The organism is Streptomyces sp. NBC_01276, assembly GCF_041435355.1.
Lineage (GTDB): Bacteria > Actinomycetota > Actinomycetes > Streptomycetales > Streptomycetaceae > Streptomyces.
This window is the reverse complement of the sequence record NZ_CP108442.1, coordinates 581,089-596,939: the sequence shown is the minus strand read 5'-3', so window position 1 is coordinate 596,939 and position 15,851 is coordinate 581,089. Positions and strand designations below refer to the sequence as shown.

Below are 15,851 nucleotides of genomic sequence, written 5' to 3'. Positions count from 1 at the left end.
GATCCGCATGGCTGACCGGTCGTACCTCTCCCTGTGGTCCAGGAACTCCGTCCTCTCCATCGGCTCGGTGGGCTCGGTGCTCTCCATCGGCTCCGTCGGCAGCGTGCTGTCCGTCGGCTCCCTCGGGTCCACGCTCTCGCTGGGCTCGGCGGCCTCCTGGCTGAGCGCGGGCTCCGCCTTCTCCGCCCGCTCCAGCCTCTCCCTGTTCGCCTACCGCTCCCACCACGGCATCGCGGTCGTAGGCGCCGTCACGACCGCGGCCCTGGCCACCGCGCTGCTGCGCGCCCGCCGGGCCTGAGAACCGTTCCGCCTCCGGTGGCGTCCTCCCACGGGAGAGACCCACACCAACGAGCGGAGTGAACGACCATGGGCATCATCGGCTGGATCATCCTCGGCCTGCTGGCCGGAGGCATCGCCAAGATCCTGCTGCCCGGCCGCGACCCCGGCGGCCTCATAGGCACGACCCTCATCGGCGTCGCGGGATCCTTCATCGGCGGCTGGCTCTCCGCGAAGTTCCTGGACCGCCCGATCCCGACCCACTTCTTCGACCTCACCACCTGGGCATCCGCCATCGCCGGCTCCCTCGTGCTGCTCATCGGCTACCGCATCCTCTTCGGCAACTCCCGCGACTGACCCGGCGTACCGCAGTGCCTACGCTGGGCCCGCACGGCGCGACGTACGACAGCTGCGAGGAGCCCCGTACCATGAGCCCCACCCCGGTCACCCCCGTCCCCACCGCCGACCTCTACGACGAGTACGGCGAGGACCTCGGCATCTGTGCCACCCCCTTCCGCCGGATCGGCGGCCGCCGGCTCTTCGCCGGCCCCGTGCGCACCCTGCGCTGCCACGAGGACAACGCCCTGCTGCGCCAACTGGTCAACACCCCCGGCGACGGCGCCGTCCTCGTCGTGGACGGCGGCGGCTCGCTGCGCACCGCCCTGGTCGGCGACCTCCTCGCGGGGGCGGCGGCGGCATCCGGATGGGCCGGGCTGATCGTCAACGGCGCCGTCCGCGACAGCGTCGCCCTCGGCGGACTCGACCTCGGCGTGCAGGCGCTGGGCACCTGCCCCCGCAAGAGCGGCAAGACGGGTGCGGGCACCGTCGACGAACCGGTCACCATCGGTGGCGTCACCTTCCGGGCCGGGGACACGGTCCACGTCGACGACGACGGCATCGTCGTGCTGCCCGCCGGGCACTGACCCGCGGCGCGGACGCCCGGCGCGCCGTACGTTTTCGGCCACCCGCGCACACCGGGACCTGGCGGCGGCGGTCCGCGACCGGTTTCACTGCGGGCCCATGAGACGACACAGGATCAGGATCACGGGCCTGCTCGGCGCGCTGACCCTCGCCGCCGGGGTCCTGGCCGGACCCGCCGCGGCGGCGGGCGCCACCCCGCCCGCCGAGTTCGGCACCGACTGGCACGACCCGCTCACCGCCGCCCCACCCGTGGAACGGCCCCCGACCCGCTCCTGCGAGGTGACCCTCGCCGAAGCGCAGTTCCGGGACTTCACCCCCTACAAGGGGAGCTACGCCCCGCCCGCCGCCTGCGGCCGCTCCGCCTGGGCCAAGGTCGTGCTGCGCCTCGACGGCAAGGTCAAGGGCCGCCAGTACGACCGCCTGGGCAACCTCACCCTCGGCGGCGTGGAGATCCTGCGCACCTCCACCCCCGAACCGTCGCCCGACGGCATCGCATGGTCCGTGGAGAAGGACGTCACCGCGTACCGCGACACCCTCAGCCGCCCCCAGCCCGTCGAGATGCTGATCGGCAACGTCGTCAACGACACCTACACCGGGGTCATCGACGTCAAGGTCACCCTGACCTTCTACGCCGCGGAGGGCCGCACCCCGCCCGCCGACACCCCCGACCTGGTCCTCCCGCTCACCACGCCCGCCGTCAGCACCCCGCGCAACACCGAACGGCTCCTCGCCGAGGTCTACGCCACCGGCTCCGGAGGCGGCTGCGAGGAGTACTGGTACCTGACCGTCCCCGATGCCGCCCCCTACTCCTGCAAGGCCGCCGACGGCCCCTACCGCGAGGTGCGGATCTCCGTCGACGGACAGCTCGCCGGCCTCGCCGCCCCCTTCCCGACCGTCTGGACCGGTGGCTGGTCCAACCCCTTCCTCTGGTACGTCACCCCCGGCCCCCGCGCCTTCGACGTCCAGCCCCTGCGCTACGACCTCACCCCCTACGCCGCCCTCCTCAACGACGGCCGCCCGCACCGGATCGAGGTCTCCGTCGCCGGGGTGCCGGCCGGCCAGAGCGGCTGGAGCACCCCCGCCAACCTGCTCCTGTGGCAGGACCACGGCCGCCCGGTCGTCACCGGCGCCCTGACCCGGCACGAGGAGGGCGCCCCGGAGGGCGGCACCCACTGGACCCCCGCCCCCGGCCCCGGCGCCGAACACCGCCTGGACACCGAGGGCGGACACCGCCTCACCGTCACCGGACACCTCGACACCTCCCACGGCCGGGTCACCACCACCGTCACCCGGGCCGTCCGCGCCACCTCCGCCCACCGCTGGACCGAGGGGGAGGACCGTGACGCCCTCACCGCTTCCTGGAGCGACGAGGAGAGCGTCACCCGGGGCGCCACCACCACCCGCACGCAGCGCGCGTACAGCATGGACGGCGAGACCACCCTCGGCCCCGCGGACCGGCTGCGCACCGTGCTGTCCCTCGGCGACCGGGCCGACACGGTCACCCTGCGCGGCGGCCGCGAGGTCGACCGCACCCGGCTCGACGACCGGTACACCGGCGACGCCTCGTACACCGCGAACGTCCCGCGCGAGCAGCGGCACGCCGTCGGCACCACCACCGCCCGCTACCGGCTGTACGGCTCCACCGCGGGAGACGGCTGTTACGACCGTACGGTGGGCACCGCGCAGGGCACCGTGACGGAGGACCGGCGCCGCTGCTGACACCGGCGGCGCCTACGATGACGCCCCATGGACACGAGTGACGCCGGCAGACGGCTGGTCGACGGCCGCTTCGAACTGATCGGCCCCCTGGGCGCCGGAGGCATGGGGACGGTGTGGCGCGCCCGCGACATCGCCCTGCACCGCGAGGTCGCCCTCAAGGAGGTGCGCCCGCCGGACCCGGCCACCGCCGCCGCCCAGCCCGGCCTCGCCGTCCAGCTCCGCGAGCGGGCCGTCCGCGAAGCCCGCGCCCTCGCCCGCCTCGCGCACCCGAACGTGGTGACGATCCACCACATCGTGGAGCCCGCGGCCGGGTCGGACGGCCACCCGTGGATCGTGATGGAGCTCGTCAGGGGCGGCTCCCTGTCCGACCGGCTGGCCGCCGGACCGATGCCGCTCGGGGAGGTGCTGCGGCTCGGTCTCGACGTGCTCTCCGCGCTGCGGGCCGCGCACGCCGAGGGCGTCCTGCACCGGGACGTGAAACCGGCCAACGTCCTGCTGCGGCCCGACGGCGGCGCGGTGCTGACCGACTTCGGCATCGCAGCCCTGCACGGCGCGACCGCGCTCACCTCCACCGGGGTGCTGATCGGCTCGCCCGAGTACATCGCGCCCGAGCGGGCACGGGGCGAGGAGGGGCTGGCCGCCTCCGACCTCTGGTCGCTCGGGATGCTGCTCTACGTTGCCGCCGAGGGGACGCACCCGCTGCGCCGGTCCACCAGCCTGGCCACCGTGGTCGCCGTACTGGAGGACCCGATCCCGGCGCCGGTGCGCTCCGGCCCGCTGGGCCCCGTACTGGAACGCCTCCTCGTCCGGGACCCGGCGGCGCGGCCCGACGGGGCGGCGCTGGAAGCACTGCTCAAGGACGCGAGCACCGCTCTCGCGGCGGGGACCGCGGGCTCCCGCACGGCCGGGCCCGCCGCCGTCCCCCCGGCCGGTCCCGGCCACTTCGGGCCGCCCGCCCCCGCCCCGGCCGCCCAGTCCGTTCCGCCCGGGGCGCACCCGCCCCACGCGCCCTACGCCCCCGGCCCGGCACCCGCCGCCACCGTCCCCGTGGCGCGCGAGGACGGCCGCCGCCGCCCGCGAGCCCTCCCCGCCGTCCTGCTGGCGGCCGCCCTGGCCGCCGGGATCCTCGGCGCGGTGCAGTGGCTCCCCGACGGGGACACCGGTACCGGCGCCGGTGCCAAACCCGGCGGCGGCGCGAGCTCCCCCGCGACCGCCACCCCCGCGGGCTCCGCCCCCTCCGGATCCGCGCCCGCCGCCCCTCCGCTGGGCCCCCGCACGAGCGCCCCGGCGAGCCAGGCCGCCACCGCCCCCAAGGGGAGCCTGCTCACCCCGGACCGCATCCGCACCGCCCTCGCCGCGCTCAAGCAGCAGACCGGCACCACCACCTTCGCCAAGATGAGCGTCTACGACGGGTACGTCATCGCCTCGGTTCCCACCGCCGCCGGCGCGGAGACCCTGGACCACTGGGAGTACCGCGGCGGTTCCGCCCGCCACACCGGCCCCGCCGGCACGGTCGAGCAGGGCGCCCCCCTGATCGACATGGCCGCCGTCGGCTGGGACGCGCTGCCCGCCCTCCTGGAGACCTCCGCCCGCGAACTCGGCGTCCAGAAGCCGTCATCCCGGTACGTCGTCGTCGACCCCTGGATGATGGACCAGGTCCCCTGCATGCGGACCTACCTCAGCGACGAGTACGGCCGCGGCGGCTACGTACTCGCCGGGACCGACGGCCAGGTCAAGAAGGTCGTCCGATCCTGACACTGCGGACCCGTGCGCACGCGGGGGTCCGACACGTCCGGCACCACCGCAACGTTCCGAGGAGCACGGCCACCATGCCCAGCTGGCGCACCACCCTCACCCGGGCGGGGATCACGACCCCCCGCCTGCGGGACGACTACACGCACTCCGCCCGCCGGGTCCTGCGCCGGGAACCGGCCCCCTACGTCACCCTGCGCCTGCTCGCCGCCCCGCCCCTGGTCCCCTGGCTCACCGCCGGACTGGCCTTCATGAACCGGGTCGACGACGTGGCCGAGACCGGCACCCCGGCCGAACGGGCCTCCGCCACCACCGCGTTGGCCGGACACGTCGAGGCGGCCCTCGCCACCGGGGACAGCTCCGACCCCCTGCTGCGCGCCTACGCCCACGCCGTGCGCACCCGGGGTCTGCCGGGGTCCTGGGTGACCCGCTTCCTCGACGGCGCGGCCACCGCCGAGGCGGCCTTCGACGGCTTCGCCGCCGAGGAGGACTTCCAGGCCTACCTCGACGCCTACGCCTGGCCCGGGGTCCTCGTCTTCACCGGCCTCCAGTACGAGGGCGGCCCCGACCCCGAACAGGCCGCCGGCTGGCGCCGGTTCGTCGACGCCGCCCAGCGCGTCGACTTCCTCGCCGATCTGTCCGGGGACCTGGCCGAGGGCCGCCTCTGCATCCCGCGCGCCCGCCTCGACGAGCACGGTGTGACCCGCGCGGACCTGGAGGGGGCCCGCGAAACCCCGGCCGTACGCGCCCTCCTCGACGCCGAGACCCGCCTCGCCCGCCACGCCCTGGCCGCCACCGACGGCATCCTGGACCTCACCGAACCGGGGCTGCGCCCGGTGATCGCCGCCATGACCGAACTGATGGACCACCAACTGACCGCGGTGGAAAGGGCCGGGACCGCCGTCCTGCGCCGCGACACCGGATATGGCCTCGTCGCCCCGCTGCGCACCCTCCTGCGGGCCCGCGTCCGCGCCGGCGCCACCCGGTGACCCCGGCGGACCCGTGACATTCGTACTGCCCGGGTCCGTACAAGCGCATCTGCCGGGCCGGGGGGCTCCGTTCGTAGCGTTGGGGACATGACGAAGACCCCGAGCGCGGCGCACCCCGCCCGCACCGCACACCGGCAGGTCCGGGACCCCGACGGGGACGTGCCCGCCATCCGGTTCCGGCACGCCGCCAAGTCCTTCGGCGCCGTCCGCGCCGTCACCGGGCTCGACCTGGACGTGCGGCGCGGCGAGACCGTCGCCCTCCTCGGCCGCAACGGCGCCGGCAAGTCCACCACCATCGGCCTGCTGCTCGGCCTCGAAGAGCCCGACGCGGGCAGCGTCCGGCTCTTCGGCCGGACCCCCTCCGAGGCGGTGCGGGCCGGGCGGGTGGGCGCGATGCTCCAGGAGGGGCGCGCCGTACCGCGGATCACCGTACGGGAGCTCGTCGCCTTCGTCGCCCGGACCTACCCGGAGCCCCTGGCCGTCTCCGAGGCGCTCGGCCTCGCCGGCCTCACCGACCTCGCCGGACGCCGCGTCGACCGGCTCTCCGGAGGGCAGGCCCAGCGCGTCCGCTTCGCCGTGGCCCTCGCCGGGAACCCGGAGCTGATCGTGCTCGACGAGCCGACCGCCGCCCTCGACGTGGAATCCCGGCGAGCGTTCTGGGGCTCCATGCGGGCCTACGCCCGGCGCGGCAACACCGTCCTGTTCTCCACCCACTACCTGGAAGGGGCCGACGCCCACGCCGACCGGATCCTGGTCCTCGACGGGGGCGGGATCGTCGCCGACGGCACCGGGGAGCAGCTGCGCCGCACCGCCGCCCGCGGTTCGCTGGTCTGCGTCGACCTGGCGGGCCGTCCGTCGGGCCACCTCGCCACCCTCCCCGGGGTGGACGCCGTCGAGGTGCGGGGCGACCGCGCCCGGCTCCGTACGCAGGACCCGGACGCCACCGTGACCGCCCTCGCCGCCCTCGGCGCCGTCCGGGGCATCGAGGTCACCGCGCCCTCGCTCGACGACGTCTTCCTCGCCCTCACCGGTGCCACCGGCGCCACCGCTTCCGGGGGGAACGCCCGATGATCACCGCCTACGTCCGCCTCGAGGTGCGGCGCACCCTGCGCGACGTCTCCTTCGTCGTCTTCGGCATCGGCATGCCGGTCCTGATGTACCTCCTCTTCACCAACCTCGGCGGCGTCGACCCCGAGTGGAAGACCGCCTCGATGGTGGCCATGGCCGCCTACGGGGCCCTCGGCGCCGCCCTGTCCACCGGGACCGGGGTCGCCGAGGACAAGGGCAGCGGCTGGCTGCGGCAGCTGCGGGTCACCCCGATGACCCCGCGCCAGGTGGTGACCGGCCGGGCGCTGACCGGCTCGGTGACCGTCCTGCCCGCCATCGCCGCGGTGCTCGCCGCGGGCGCCTTCGTCAACGGGGTCCGGATGGACGCCTGGCAGTGGGCCGCCGTCGCCCTCGTCCTGTGGCTCGGCGCGCTCCCCTTCACCCTGCTCGGGATCGGCAACGGCTACCGGCTCACCGCCCAGAGCACCGGCCTGGTCAACGTCGGCTGCAGCCTCGCGCTCTCGATCCTCGGCGGTCTCTGGTTCCCGGTCGAGGCGTTCCCGCGGTGGCTGCGCTCCCTCTCCGAGCTGACCCCCACCCGCCGCTTCGCGGAACTCGGCCAGTCCCTCGCCGCCGGCGCCGCCCCGGGCCCGGCCGCCGCCGCGGTGGTCGCGGTGTGGGCCCTGCTGTTCGCCTCGTACGCGGTGCTCTCGTACCGTCGGTCCGCCAGGAAGGTGTGACACATGGAGCAGGTAACCGGAATGACGATGCAGAGCCGACGGGAGCGCGCGGCGGAGCGCAAGGCCGCGTGGGAGGTGAGCAAGGCCGAATGGCGGGCGGCGGAGAAGAAGCGCAAGGCGTGCGGCGAGTCCCCCGACTACGGCCGCGGCCCGATGGGCCCGCCCAATGCTTTCGCGCTGCTGCCGTGGCTGCTGCTGGGCATGGGCGCCATCTCCAACGTCATCAAGGGCGAGACCCCCAACCCGTGGATCGGCGGCCTCGGCCTGCTCGTCTTCAACTCCCTCTACATCACCCTGGTGTTCCGGGCCTTCGACCCGAAGGCACGGGCGGCGGCCGGCACCCGCTGGTGCCTCGTGGCCCTCGGCGCGGTCACCTGCGCCCTCGCCCTCGCCTACGGGGGCAACTGGCTGCTGTTCTTCCCGCTGTGCGCCCTGGCCACCGGCGCCGTGGTCCGGGGCCGCAGGCTCGCCCCCGCCATGTTCGTGCTCACCGCCGTGGCCGGGGTGATCGCGGGGCAGAAGGAGGGGTGGGACACCCTCGGCATCGTCTACGGGACCTTCCTGTCCGGCATGGTCACCGCCACCATCCTCGCCCTGTCCGAGACGGTCAAGCAGCTCCGCGACACCCGGCAGGAGCTGGCCCGGGCCGCCGTCGACCAGGAGCGGCTGCGCTTCTCCCGCGACCTGCACGACCTGCTCGGCCACACCCTCTCGGTGATCGTCGTGAAGTCCGAGGCCGCCCGCCGGATCGCACCCCGGGACATGGACGCGGCCCTCGACCAGGTCCGCGACATCGAATCGGTGGGCCGGCAGGCGCTCACCGAGATCCGGGAGGCCGTCACCGGCTACCGCGAGGCGAGCCTGGCCGCCGAACTCGACCGGGCCAGGGGCGCGCTGACCGCCGCCGGCATCGAGCCCGTCGTGCGCCAGTCCGGGCCCCCGCTGCCGCCGCAGACCGCGGCCCTGCTCGGCTGGGTGGTCCGCGAGGCCGCCACCAACGCCATCCGCCACAGCGGAGCGGCCACCTGCGAGATCGAGCTGCGCAGCAGCGCGGAGCGGGCCGTACTGGTGATCACCGACGACGGGAGCGGCGTAGGCTCGACCCCGCCGGGCAGCGGACTGACCGGCCTCGGTGAACGGCTCGCCCTGGCGGGAGGCACCCTCGGCAGCGGACCGGCCCCGGGCCGCGGGTTCCGGGTCACCGCCGAACTGCCGCTGGAGCCGACCGGTGGGGAACAGGAGGGGGAGGCCCGATGATCAGGGTCCTGCTGGCCGAGGACCAGGGCATGATGCGGGGCGCGCTGGCGCTGCTGCTCGGGCTGGAAGAGGACATCGAGGTGGTGGCCCAGGTCGCCGCCGGGGACGAGATCCTGGCGGCCGCGCTCGAAGCCCGCCCCGACGTCGCCCTCCTCGACATCGAACTGCCCGGCCGCAGCGGCCTCGACGCCGCAGCCGAGCTGCGCACCCGGCTGCCCGGCTGCCGCGTGCTGATCCTGACCACCTTCGGCCGGCCGGGGTACCTGCGCCGCGCGATGGAGGCGGGGGCCGCCGGGTTCCTCGTGAAGGACGGTCCGGTGGAGGAACTGGCCGTCGCCGTGCGCCGGGTGCTCGCCGGGGAGAAGGTGATCGACCCGTCCCTGGCGGCCGCCGCCCTGGGCGCCGGTCCCAACCCGCTGACCCCGCGCGAGATCGACGTCCTCAACGCCGCCGCCGACGGGGCCACCGTCGCCGATATCGCGGGCCGGGTCCACCTGTCCGAATCGACGGTACGGAACTACCTCTCCGCGGCCATCGGCAAGACGGGCACCCGCAACCGCATGGAGGCCGTACGGGCGGCCCGCCGCCAGGGGTGGCTCTGACCGTACGGGAGGGGTGCGCGAGACTGGCGGGTGAGGCCCGACACCGGGCAGCCGCAGCGCACTTGGAGCGACCGATGCCGCAGATCACCGTCGACTACTCCGCGTCCCTCGCGGACGCCTTCGACCGTCAGGGGTTCGCCCGCGCCCTGCACCCGCTGACCGCCGAGCTCGTCGACACCCCGGTGGAGACCTGCAAGACGCGGTTCCGGCGGGTCGAGGAGACCTTCGTCGACGACGGGGCGCCGGAACACGCGGTCGTCCACGTGGAACTGGCCCTGCTGCCGGGCCGTTCCGAGGACGCGAAGGCCGAGCTGGGCCGCGCCGTGCTGGAGCTGCTCCGCTCGTCCACCGACGCCGCGCCGGACGCCGTCGTGCACTGGTCGGTGGACGTGACCGAGCTGGGCGCGGCGTACGTGAAGGCCGTCAGTACGCGCCGTTGACGTTGTCGATCGAACCGTAGCGGGCGGCCGCGTAGTTGCAGGCGGCCGTGATGTTGGCGACCGGGTCGTACGAATCCATCGGCGTGCCGGGAACGTGGTAGGCGCGGAAGGTCGGGTCGATGACCTGGAGGAGGCCCTTCGAGGGAATGCCCGCCGCGGCGTTGGAGTCCCAGTTGTTGATGGCCAGGGGATTGCCGGAGGACTCCCGCATCACATTGCGGTGGATTCCGTTGTAGCTGCCGGGAATTCCGTGCCGGGCCATGATGTCCAGGGACTCCCGGATCCAGCCGTCGAGGTTGTTGGCGTACGTGGCCGCGGGCTTCACCGCGGCCGCCGTGACCGCGGTGGCCCTGGCGGCGGCGGCCTTCGCCGCGGCGCCGAGGCGCAGCTTGAGGCCGGGGCGGATGACCGAGGGGTCGGCGCCGATGGCGCTGCGGTTGTCGGCGTAGAGCGTCTGCCAGCCGCCGCTCACGGAATGCTCGGCCGCGATCTTCGAAAGGGTGTCCCCGCCCACCACGGAATAGGTGAGGGAGAGCGCCGCCTTTTCGGCGGCGGGCCGCGCCGCCGGCTGTACGGCGGGCCGCGCGAGGCTGCTCGCCGCGGGTGCCGCGGCCGGCTGGGTGACCGCCGCGCCGGCGGTGGTGGCACTGATCAGCGGGAGGGCGAGTGCCGCGCCTCCCGTGCCGGCGAAGGCCAGCCTGCGGGCGATCCGGTACTGCTTCGGCCGACGGTGCTTACCCTTTGCGGACATGGCGCTGTTCCTCACGTGGGGGTACGGGAGAGCCCTGGCGCCGACCGGATTCGGTGTGCGGCCGCCGGGAGTGAGGGTGACCGTAGGCGAGCGCGGGGGACCGGAACAAGGCGCGAATTCCCCCGGGAGATCGACTTCCCGTCGGCGGCCCGGTGAATGACCTTGAATGAAGATCCCGGAAAGGGCTATTTCCTTTCTGGGAAAAGGAAATCGGCGCGGCGCGGGAATTGATGTTGAACGCGTGCGCGTGACTGACATCACGGTTTGACGGGTCGGAATGCCGCTTCGCGCAATATGGTCAATTAGCCGACCGATGCTGCCGATTCGGGCTACCGGCGCGATGGTGGCGAATCGCCCATGACGGACTCTTTCGGGCGCCGCCGCGTCTCAGAGGGCGGCGGGCAGCAGCTTCCGGATCGCCGCCACGGCCGCCCTCGGCTCGTCGGCGTGGAAGCGCACCGTACGGACCCGGGTCCGCCGGCCCCACGCCCCGACCACCGTGACCGGCCGGACCAGCTCCAGGGTGACCGCGGTCTGACCGGCCACGGCCGCGTCCAGGACCCCCTCCTCGGACCGGTTCGCGTCGGGGAAGCGGAGTTCCTCGCGGGCGGAGTCGATCAGCTCCGCCGGGATCCACAGGTCGAGGGAGGTGCGGTGGCGCACCCGCACCCCGGCGGGCCCGACCACGTGGGGCCGGGTGACCGCCGCCGCGTGCAGCCCCAGCGCCAGGAGCACCGTGTAGAGGTCGAGCACCAGCATCACCAGGTGGGCCACCGGATACGGGGCGAGGATGAACGACACTCCGGCCGTCTCCAGCGCGAACACGAAGACCAGCCCGTACGAGGTCGGCGCCTGGGCCCGCGCGTAGCCGACGGCGGTGTCCCCCGCGCCGACGCCGTCCCTGCGCCGGGCCGCCCACAGGGCGAGGCTCCGCAGCCGGCGTCCCTCGTGCGCGATGAGCAGGCGCGACCGGGCGAGGACGCCCGGCCCCGTGCCCGTCGCACCGTCCTCCCCGCTCCCCATGGCCCCAGTGAACAGGAGCTCGACCGCTCTGCGCCTACTGGATTTCGGCCAACTCCTTCAGGGTGGCCGCGACCGCCTCCGGTGATGCCGGCAGCAGCGGGAGGCGTACGTCCGGGGTCGGGATCCGGCCCTGCGCGTGCAGTACGCCCTTGACCACCGACGGGTTGGGCTCCGCGAAGGCCGCCGCCGAGAGCCGGGCCAGCGCGTGACCCAGGGCCCGTGCGCGCGGCACGTCACCGGCCCGCCAGGCCGCCGCGAGCTCCACGAAGCGCTCCGTCGCCAGATGGGCCGAGGCCAGGATCCCGCCGGCCGCCCCGAGCGCCAGCAGCGGCGACAGGTAGGCGTCGTCCCCGGCCAGGACGGCGAACCCGTCCGGGAGATCGCCCAGCAGGGCCACCGTGTCCTGGTCGATGCCGCCCCCCGCGTACTTCAGCCCGGCCACCCCCGGCAGGGCCCCGAGCGCCCGCAGCGCGACGGCGTCCAGTGGCTGCCCCGTCCGGTAGGGGATGTGGTAGACGACCAGCGGTACGGGGCTCACCTCCGCCAGCCGCGTGAAGTGCGCCAGCACCCCGGCCGCCGAGGGCCGTACGAACGACGGCACCGCCACCAGCGCCGCCCCCGCCTCCGGCCACCTCGCCAGCCGGGCCAGCGCGGTCTCGCTCGCCCGCGTCCCGCTGGCGCCGGCCCCCACCGTGAGCAGGCCGCCCCGCTCCCGGCAGACCCGGGCGCAGACCTCGGTGACCAGATCGCGCTCGGCCTCCTCCAGGGTGGCCGTCTCCGCGGTGGTGCCGAGTGCCACGATCCCGGCCGCACCCGCGTCGAGCGCCGCGTGTGCGAGGGCCTCCAGGGCATCCGCGGCGACGTTCCCCGCCCGGTCGAAGGGGGTGATGAGCGGGACGTGGATCCCTTCCAGGGCCGTCGTCTCCGCCGTCGTCTCCGCCGTCGTCTCGGCTGTCGTGTCGTGTGTGTCCAGTCGCATGGGACGAGCTTCGCCGTCTCCGAGCATCGAATCCAGTTCGCATTTCTTACCCGAACCGTAAGCTGGACCGATGCTCGACGTACGCCGCCTGCGGCTCCTGCGGGAACTCGCCCGCCGCGGCACCATCGCCGCCGTGGCGGAGGCGCTGTCCTTCAGCCCCTCCGCCGTCTCCCAGCAGCTCTCCGTCCTGGAGCGGGAGGCCGGGCTGCCGCTGCTGGAGCGCACCGGCCGCACGGTCCGGCTCACCCCGGCCGCCCAGAACCTGGTCCGGCACGCCGACGCCGTCCTGGAGCGGCTGGAACGGGCCGACGCCGATCTGGCCGAGGCCCGCAGCGGTCTGGCCGGCGCGCTGCGGATCGGGGCGTTCCCCACCGCCACGCGGGCCATCGTCCCGGCCGCCCTGGTGCACCTGGCCCGCCGCCATCCGGGGCTGGAGCCGATGGTGTCCGAGACCGACCCGGCGGCGGTCGCGCACGCGCTGCGGGCCGGGGACCTGGACGTGGCGCTGGTGCACGAGTACGACCTGGTCCCCGAGCCGCCCGAGCCGGGGCTGGCCACGCGGCCGCTGTACGGGGAGGCGATGTACCTGGCGACCCCGGCGCCGGCCACTGCCACCATCCCGGTCGTCCCCGCCACCCCGGACCCCGGCGCCCCCGACCCCGGCGCCCCGCCGGCCGGAGGCCCCGGGCAGGACGCCGTCCTGCGCGCGCACCGGGACGACCCCTGGATCACCGCCACCCCCGGTACCCTCTGCCACGCCATGACCGTCCGGGCCTGCCGGGCCGCCGGGTTCACGCCCCGGGTGCGCCACCAGGTGGACGAGTTCGCCACCGTCCTCGCACTGGTCGCCGTGGGCCAGGGGGTCGCGGTGGTGCCGCAGCTCGGCGTCACCGGGCCGGCCGGGCCCGCGGTGACCCTCGTCCGCCTGCGCATGGAACGCCGCACCAAGATCGCCTTCCGCAGCGGGGCCGGGGCCCACCCCGCCGTGGCCGCTTTCACGGCCGCCCTGCGGGCCGCCGTACCGCCGGATCTGGCCGCAGCGCGCGCGGAAGCGTGACGCAACTCCCGTACCGGTCGGCGCCCGTGTACGTTCGATGATCCAGACCGATCCGAACAGAACGGGGTATGACGTGACGCATCGCGTACGAGGTGTCATCGCGCGGAGCAAGGGCGCACCGGTGGAGACGACCACGATCCTCGTGCCCGACCCGGGGCCGGGCGAAGCCCTGGTCAAGATCCAGGCCTGCGGGGTCTGTCACACCGATCTGCACTACCGGGAGGGCGGGATCAACGACGAGTTCCCCTTCCTCCTCGGTCACGAGGCGGCCGGCGTCGTGGAGTCCGTCGGCCCGGACGTCACCTCGGTCGCCCCCGGGGACTTCGTCGTCCTCAACTGGCGTGCGGTGTGCGGCACCTGCCGGGCCTGCCGGCGAGGCCGTCCCTGGTACTGCTTCGCCACGCACAACGCCACCCAGCCCATGACCCTGGAGGACGGCACCCCGCTCTCCCCGGCGCTGGGCATCGGGGCCTTCGCCGAGAAGACCCTGGTCGCCGCCGGGCAGTGCACCAAGGTGGACCCCGCCGCCTCCCCGGCCGCCGCCGGGCTCCTCGGCTGCGGGGTGATGGCCGGCCTCGGCGCAGCCCTGAACACCGGCAACGTCGGGCGCGGCGACTCGGTCGCCGTCATCGGCTGCGGGGGAGTGGGCAACGCGGCGGTGGCCGGTGCCCGGCTGGCGGGCGCCTCGAAGATCATCGCCGTGGACCTGGACGACCGGAAGCTGGAGTGGGCGCGCGGCCTCGGAGCCACCCACACCGTCAACGGGCGCACGGAGGACGTGGTCAAGGCCGTCCAGGAGCTGACCGGCGGCAACGGCGCGGACGTCGTCATCGAGGCGGTCGGCCGCCCCGAGACCTACCGGCAGGCCTTCTACGCCCGCGACCTGGCGGGCACGGTGGTGCTGGTCGGCGTGCCGACGCCGGAGATGAAGCTCGAACTGCCGCTCCTGGACGTCTTCGGGCGCGGCGGTGCGCTGAAGTCCTCCTGGTACGGGGACTGCCTGCCGGAGCGGGACTTCCCGCTCCTGATCGACCTCTACCTCCAGGGCCGGCTCGACCTCGACGCCTTCGTCTCCGAGACCATCCCGCTCGACGGGGTCGAGGACGCCTTCGCCCGCATGGAGCGCGGCGAGGTGCTGCGCTCGGTGGTGCAGTTCTGACCGACCTGAGCTGAGCCGACCCCGACCCGGTCACCCGTCGCGAGGCTCCCCGTCAGGCGCCGAGCAGCGCCAGGAGCGCGCGGACGGCTTCGAGCACGGGCTGCCCGATCGTCCCGACGGTGGCGGCGATGCCGGCCACCGCCAACAGTGCCCGGTGCCGTTCCGCGGGGGACGCGGCGGCGTCGGCCGTGATGGCCGGGAGGGCGGAGTCCATGATCCGCGCTGACTCGGCGGGCACCTGCGGGCGCAGCTCCGCCAGCAGTACGAGGAGTTCGCGCAGGGCCTGCTCCAGGGACGGCGCCGCCGGCGCCGCGTGCTGGTGGACGATGCCCTGATTGCCCTGCCCGCCGAACATGTTCACGGTGTCACCGCTCATCCGTGGGTCACCCCCGAGTTTCCCTGGCCGCCGTACATGTTCACGGTGTCGCCGAAGTAGTAGTGGCTGGGATTGCTGATGGTCAGGCGCTGCACCTGCACGCGCAGTTCCGTGTCAGGGTTCTCGATCGCGTACGCGATCTGGTGCACGAGCCCGTTGAGGTGGTCGGTGCGGCCGGTGACGAGGGCGGTCGACTGCCCGTTGGACTCGACGGCCAGGACGAAGTGGGAGGCCGCCGTCAGCACGGCCATCATGTCCGCGAAGTAGTACAGGAGGCCGATCCCGGAGGCGACCCAGACGAACCGGATGGTGCCGTCGAAGGTCGTGTCGGCGCCGCGCGCCAGGAAGCCTGCGATGGTGCCGAACACGGTGAAGCCGAGTGCCGCGAGGAGGGTGAGCGCCGTCCGCCGGGCGAAGGTGACGACGGATTCCTTGCGCCGGGGCTTGAGGACGAAGGTGTACACGCGGGCGACGTTCTGCAGCGGGTACACCGCCCCGCCCACCCACAACAGGCGCTTGGTGACGGTGAGATCGAGCGAGGAGGGCAGACCGGCGTAGCCGGCCGGCGGCTGCCCCGGCGGGCCCTGCGGCGCCGGCGGTGGCGACAGCGGTGGTGACGGCTCTGGTAACGGTGGCCCGTTCGTTTCCATACATCCCCCTGAGACGGAACCGGGTCGGAGCGGAGCCCCATTAAGGACCTGTCATGCCCCTGCCGCAAGGCGAATTCCGGCCCCGTGACCCGCCCGGGCGGCGCCACGACGTG

At 74.4% G+C, this 15,851-nt stretch carries 18 protein-coding genes; 13 read left to right on the top strand and 5 right to left on the bottom strand.

Features of this window, described 5'->3' with window-relative positions; genetic code table 11:
- Positions 1 to 7 precede the first annotated feature (7 nt).
- The 11 genes from OG295_RS02470 to OG295_RS02420 all read left to right on the top strand — a co-directional run bounded on the left by OG295_RS02470 (position 8) and on the right by OG295_RS02420 (position 9,743).
- The gene (locus OG295_RS02470) at positions 8 to 298 is read left to right on the top strand and encodes a hypothetical protein (RefSeq protein WP_371675296.1); all 291 of its coding nucleotides are present in this window, start codon (positions 8 to 10) and stop codon (positions 296 to 298) included.
- A 68-nt stretch (positions 299 to 366) separates the two neighbouring features.
- Positions 367 to 633 carry a GlsB/YeaQ/YmgE family stress response membrane protein gene (locus tag OG295_RS02465; protein ID WP_371675295.1) on the top strand — a complete coding sequence of 89 codons (267 nt, stop codon included), beginning with the start codon at positions 367 to 369 and terminating at the stop codon, positions 631 to 633.
- 71 nt (positions 634 to 704) lie between these two features.
- A complete protein-coding gene (gene rraA, locus OG295_RS02460; RefSeq protein ID WP_371675294.1) occupies positions 705 to 1,199 on the top strand; it encodes a ribonuclease E activity regulator RraA in 495 nt (164 codons plus the stop codon).
- 97 nt (positions 1,200 to 1,296) lie between these two features.
- On the top strand, positions 1,297 to 2,916 hold the full coding sequence (locus OG295_RS02455) for a peptide-N4-asparagine amidase (protein WP_371675293.1): 1,620 nt from the start codon (positions 1,297 to 1,299) through the stop codon (positions 2,914 to 2,916).
- A gap of 27 nt (positions 2,917 to 2,943) precedes the next feature.
- Positions 2,944 to 4,671 carry a serine/threonine-protein kinase gene (locus OG295_RS02450; protein WP_371675292.1) on the top strand — a complete coding sequence of 576 codons (1,728 nt, stop codon included), beginning with the start codon at positions 2,944 to 2,946 and terminating at the stop codon, positions 4,669 to 4,671.
- Positions 4,672 to 4,745: 74 nt separating this feature from the next.
- Entirely contained in the window at positions 4,746 to 5,657 is a 912-nt protein-coding gene (locus OG295_RS02445) for a squalene/phytoene synthase family protein (RefSeq protein WP_371675291.1), read from the top strand.
- A gap of 87 nt (positions 5,658 to 5,744) precedes the next feature.
- Positions 5,745 to 6,728: an ATP-binding cassette domain-containing protein gene (locus OG295_RS02440; RefSeq protein WP_371675290.1), complete on the top strand. Its 984-nt coding sequence runs from the start codon at positions 5,745 to 5,747 to the stop codon at positions 6,726 to 6,728.
- Positions 6,725 to 7,444, top strand: coding sequence for an ABC transporter permease (locus OG295_RS02435; RefSeq protein ID WP_371675289.1), 720 nt, complete (start codon positions 6,725 to 6,727; stop codon positions 7,442 to 7,444). Before OG295_RS02440 ends, OG295_RS02435 begins: the two co-directional genes overlap by 4 nt.
- A gap of 3 nt (positions 7,445 to 7,447) precedes the next feature.
- Positions 7,448 to 8,701, top strand: coding sequence for a sensor histidine kinase (locus tag OG295_RS02430; RefSeq protein WP_371675288.1), 1,254 nt, complete (start codon positions 7,448 to 7,450; stop codon positions 8,699 to 8,701).
- Entirely contained in the window at positions 8,698 to 9,303 is a 606-nt protein-coding gene (locus OG295_RS02425) for a response regulator (protein WP_371675287.1), read from the top strand. The genes OG295_RS02430 and OG295_RS02425 overlap by 4 nt, the downstream gene beginning before the upstream one ends.
- 74 nt (positions 9,304 to 9,377) lie before the next feature.
- Positions 9,378 to 9,743, top strand: a complete 366-nt coding sequence (locus OG295_RS02420; RefSeq protein ID WP_371675286.1) for a 5-carboxymethyl-2-hydroxymuconate Delta-isomerase — start codon at positions 9,378 to 9,380, stop codon at positions 9,741 to 9,743.
- On the opposite strand, the gene OG295_RS02415 is transcribed toward OG295_RS02420, so the two are convergent.
- The 3 genes from OG295_RS02415 to OG295_RS02405 all read right to left on the bottom strand — a co-directional run bounded on the left by OG295_RS02415 (position 9,727) and on the right by OG295_RS02405 (position 12,496).
- Positions 9,727 to 10,494 carry a transglycosylase SLT domain-containing protein gene (locus OG295_RS02415; RefSeq protein ID WP_371675285.1) on the bottom strand — a complete coding sequence of 256 codons (768 nt, stop codon included), beginning with the start codon at positions 10,492 to 10,494 and terminating at the stop codon, positions 9,727 to 9,729. The genes OG295_RS02420 and OG295_RS02415 overlap by 17 nt on opposite strands.
- A gap of 387 nt (positions 10,495 to 10,881) precedes the next feature.
- Positions 10,882 to 11,517, bottom strand: coding sequence for a hypothetical protein (locus OG295_RS02410; protein ID WP_371675284.1), 636 nt, complete (start codon positions 11,515 to 11,517; stop codon positions 10,882 to 10,884).
- Positions 11,518 to 11,551: 34 nt separating this feature from the next.
- Entirely contained in the window at positions 11,552 to 12,496 is a 945-nt protein-coding gene (locus tag OG295_RS02405; protein WP_371675283.1) for a dihydrodipicolinate synthase family protein, read from the bottom strand.
- 70 nt (positions 12,497 to 12,566) lie between these two features.
- On the opposite strand from OG295_RS02405, the gene OG295_RS02400 reads away from it, so the two are divergent.
- Together OG295_RS02400 and OG295_RS02395 are read left to right on the top strand one after the other, a co-directional pair.
- Complete coding sequence (locus OG295_RS02400) at positions 12,567 to 13,553, top strand: LysR substrate-binding domain-containing protein (RefSeq protein ID WP_371675282.1); 987 nt, start codon at positions 12,567 to 12,569, stop codon at positions 13,551 to 13,553.
- 73 nt (positions 13,554 to 13,626) lie between these two features.
- Entirely contained in the window at positions 13,627 to 14,712 is a 1,086-nt protein-coding gene (locus OG295_RS02395) for an S-(hydroxymethyl)mycothiol dehydrogenase (RefSeq protein ID WP_371675281.1), read from the top strand.
- Positions 14,713 to 14,764: 52 nt separating this feature from the next.
- Here the strand turns inward: OG295_RS02395 and OG295_RS02390 are convergent, their stop codons facing one another.
- Together OG295_RS02390 and OG295_RS02385 are read right to left on the bottom strand one after the other, a co-directional pair.
- Positions 14,765 to 15,088 (bottom strand): hypothetical protein, encoded by a 324-nt coding sequence (locus OG295_RS02390; protein WP_371675280.1) that lies wholly within the window; start codon positions 15,086 to 15,088, stop codon positions 14,765 to 14,767.
- Positions 15,085 to 15,738, bottom strand: coding sequence for a DUF6232 family protein (locus OG295_RS02385; RefSeq protein WP_371675279.1), 654 nt, complete (start codon positions 15,736 to 15,738; stop codon positions 15,085 to 15,087). The genes OG295_RS02390 and OG295_RS02385 overlap by 4 nt, the downstream gene beginning before the upstream one ends.
- Between the last annotated feature and the right edge of the window lie 113 nt (positions 15,739 to 15,851).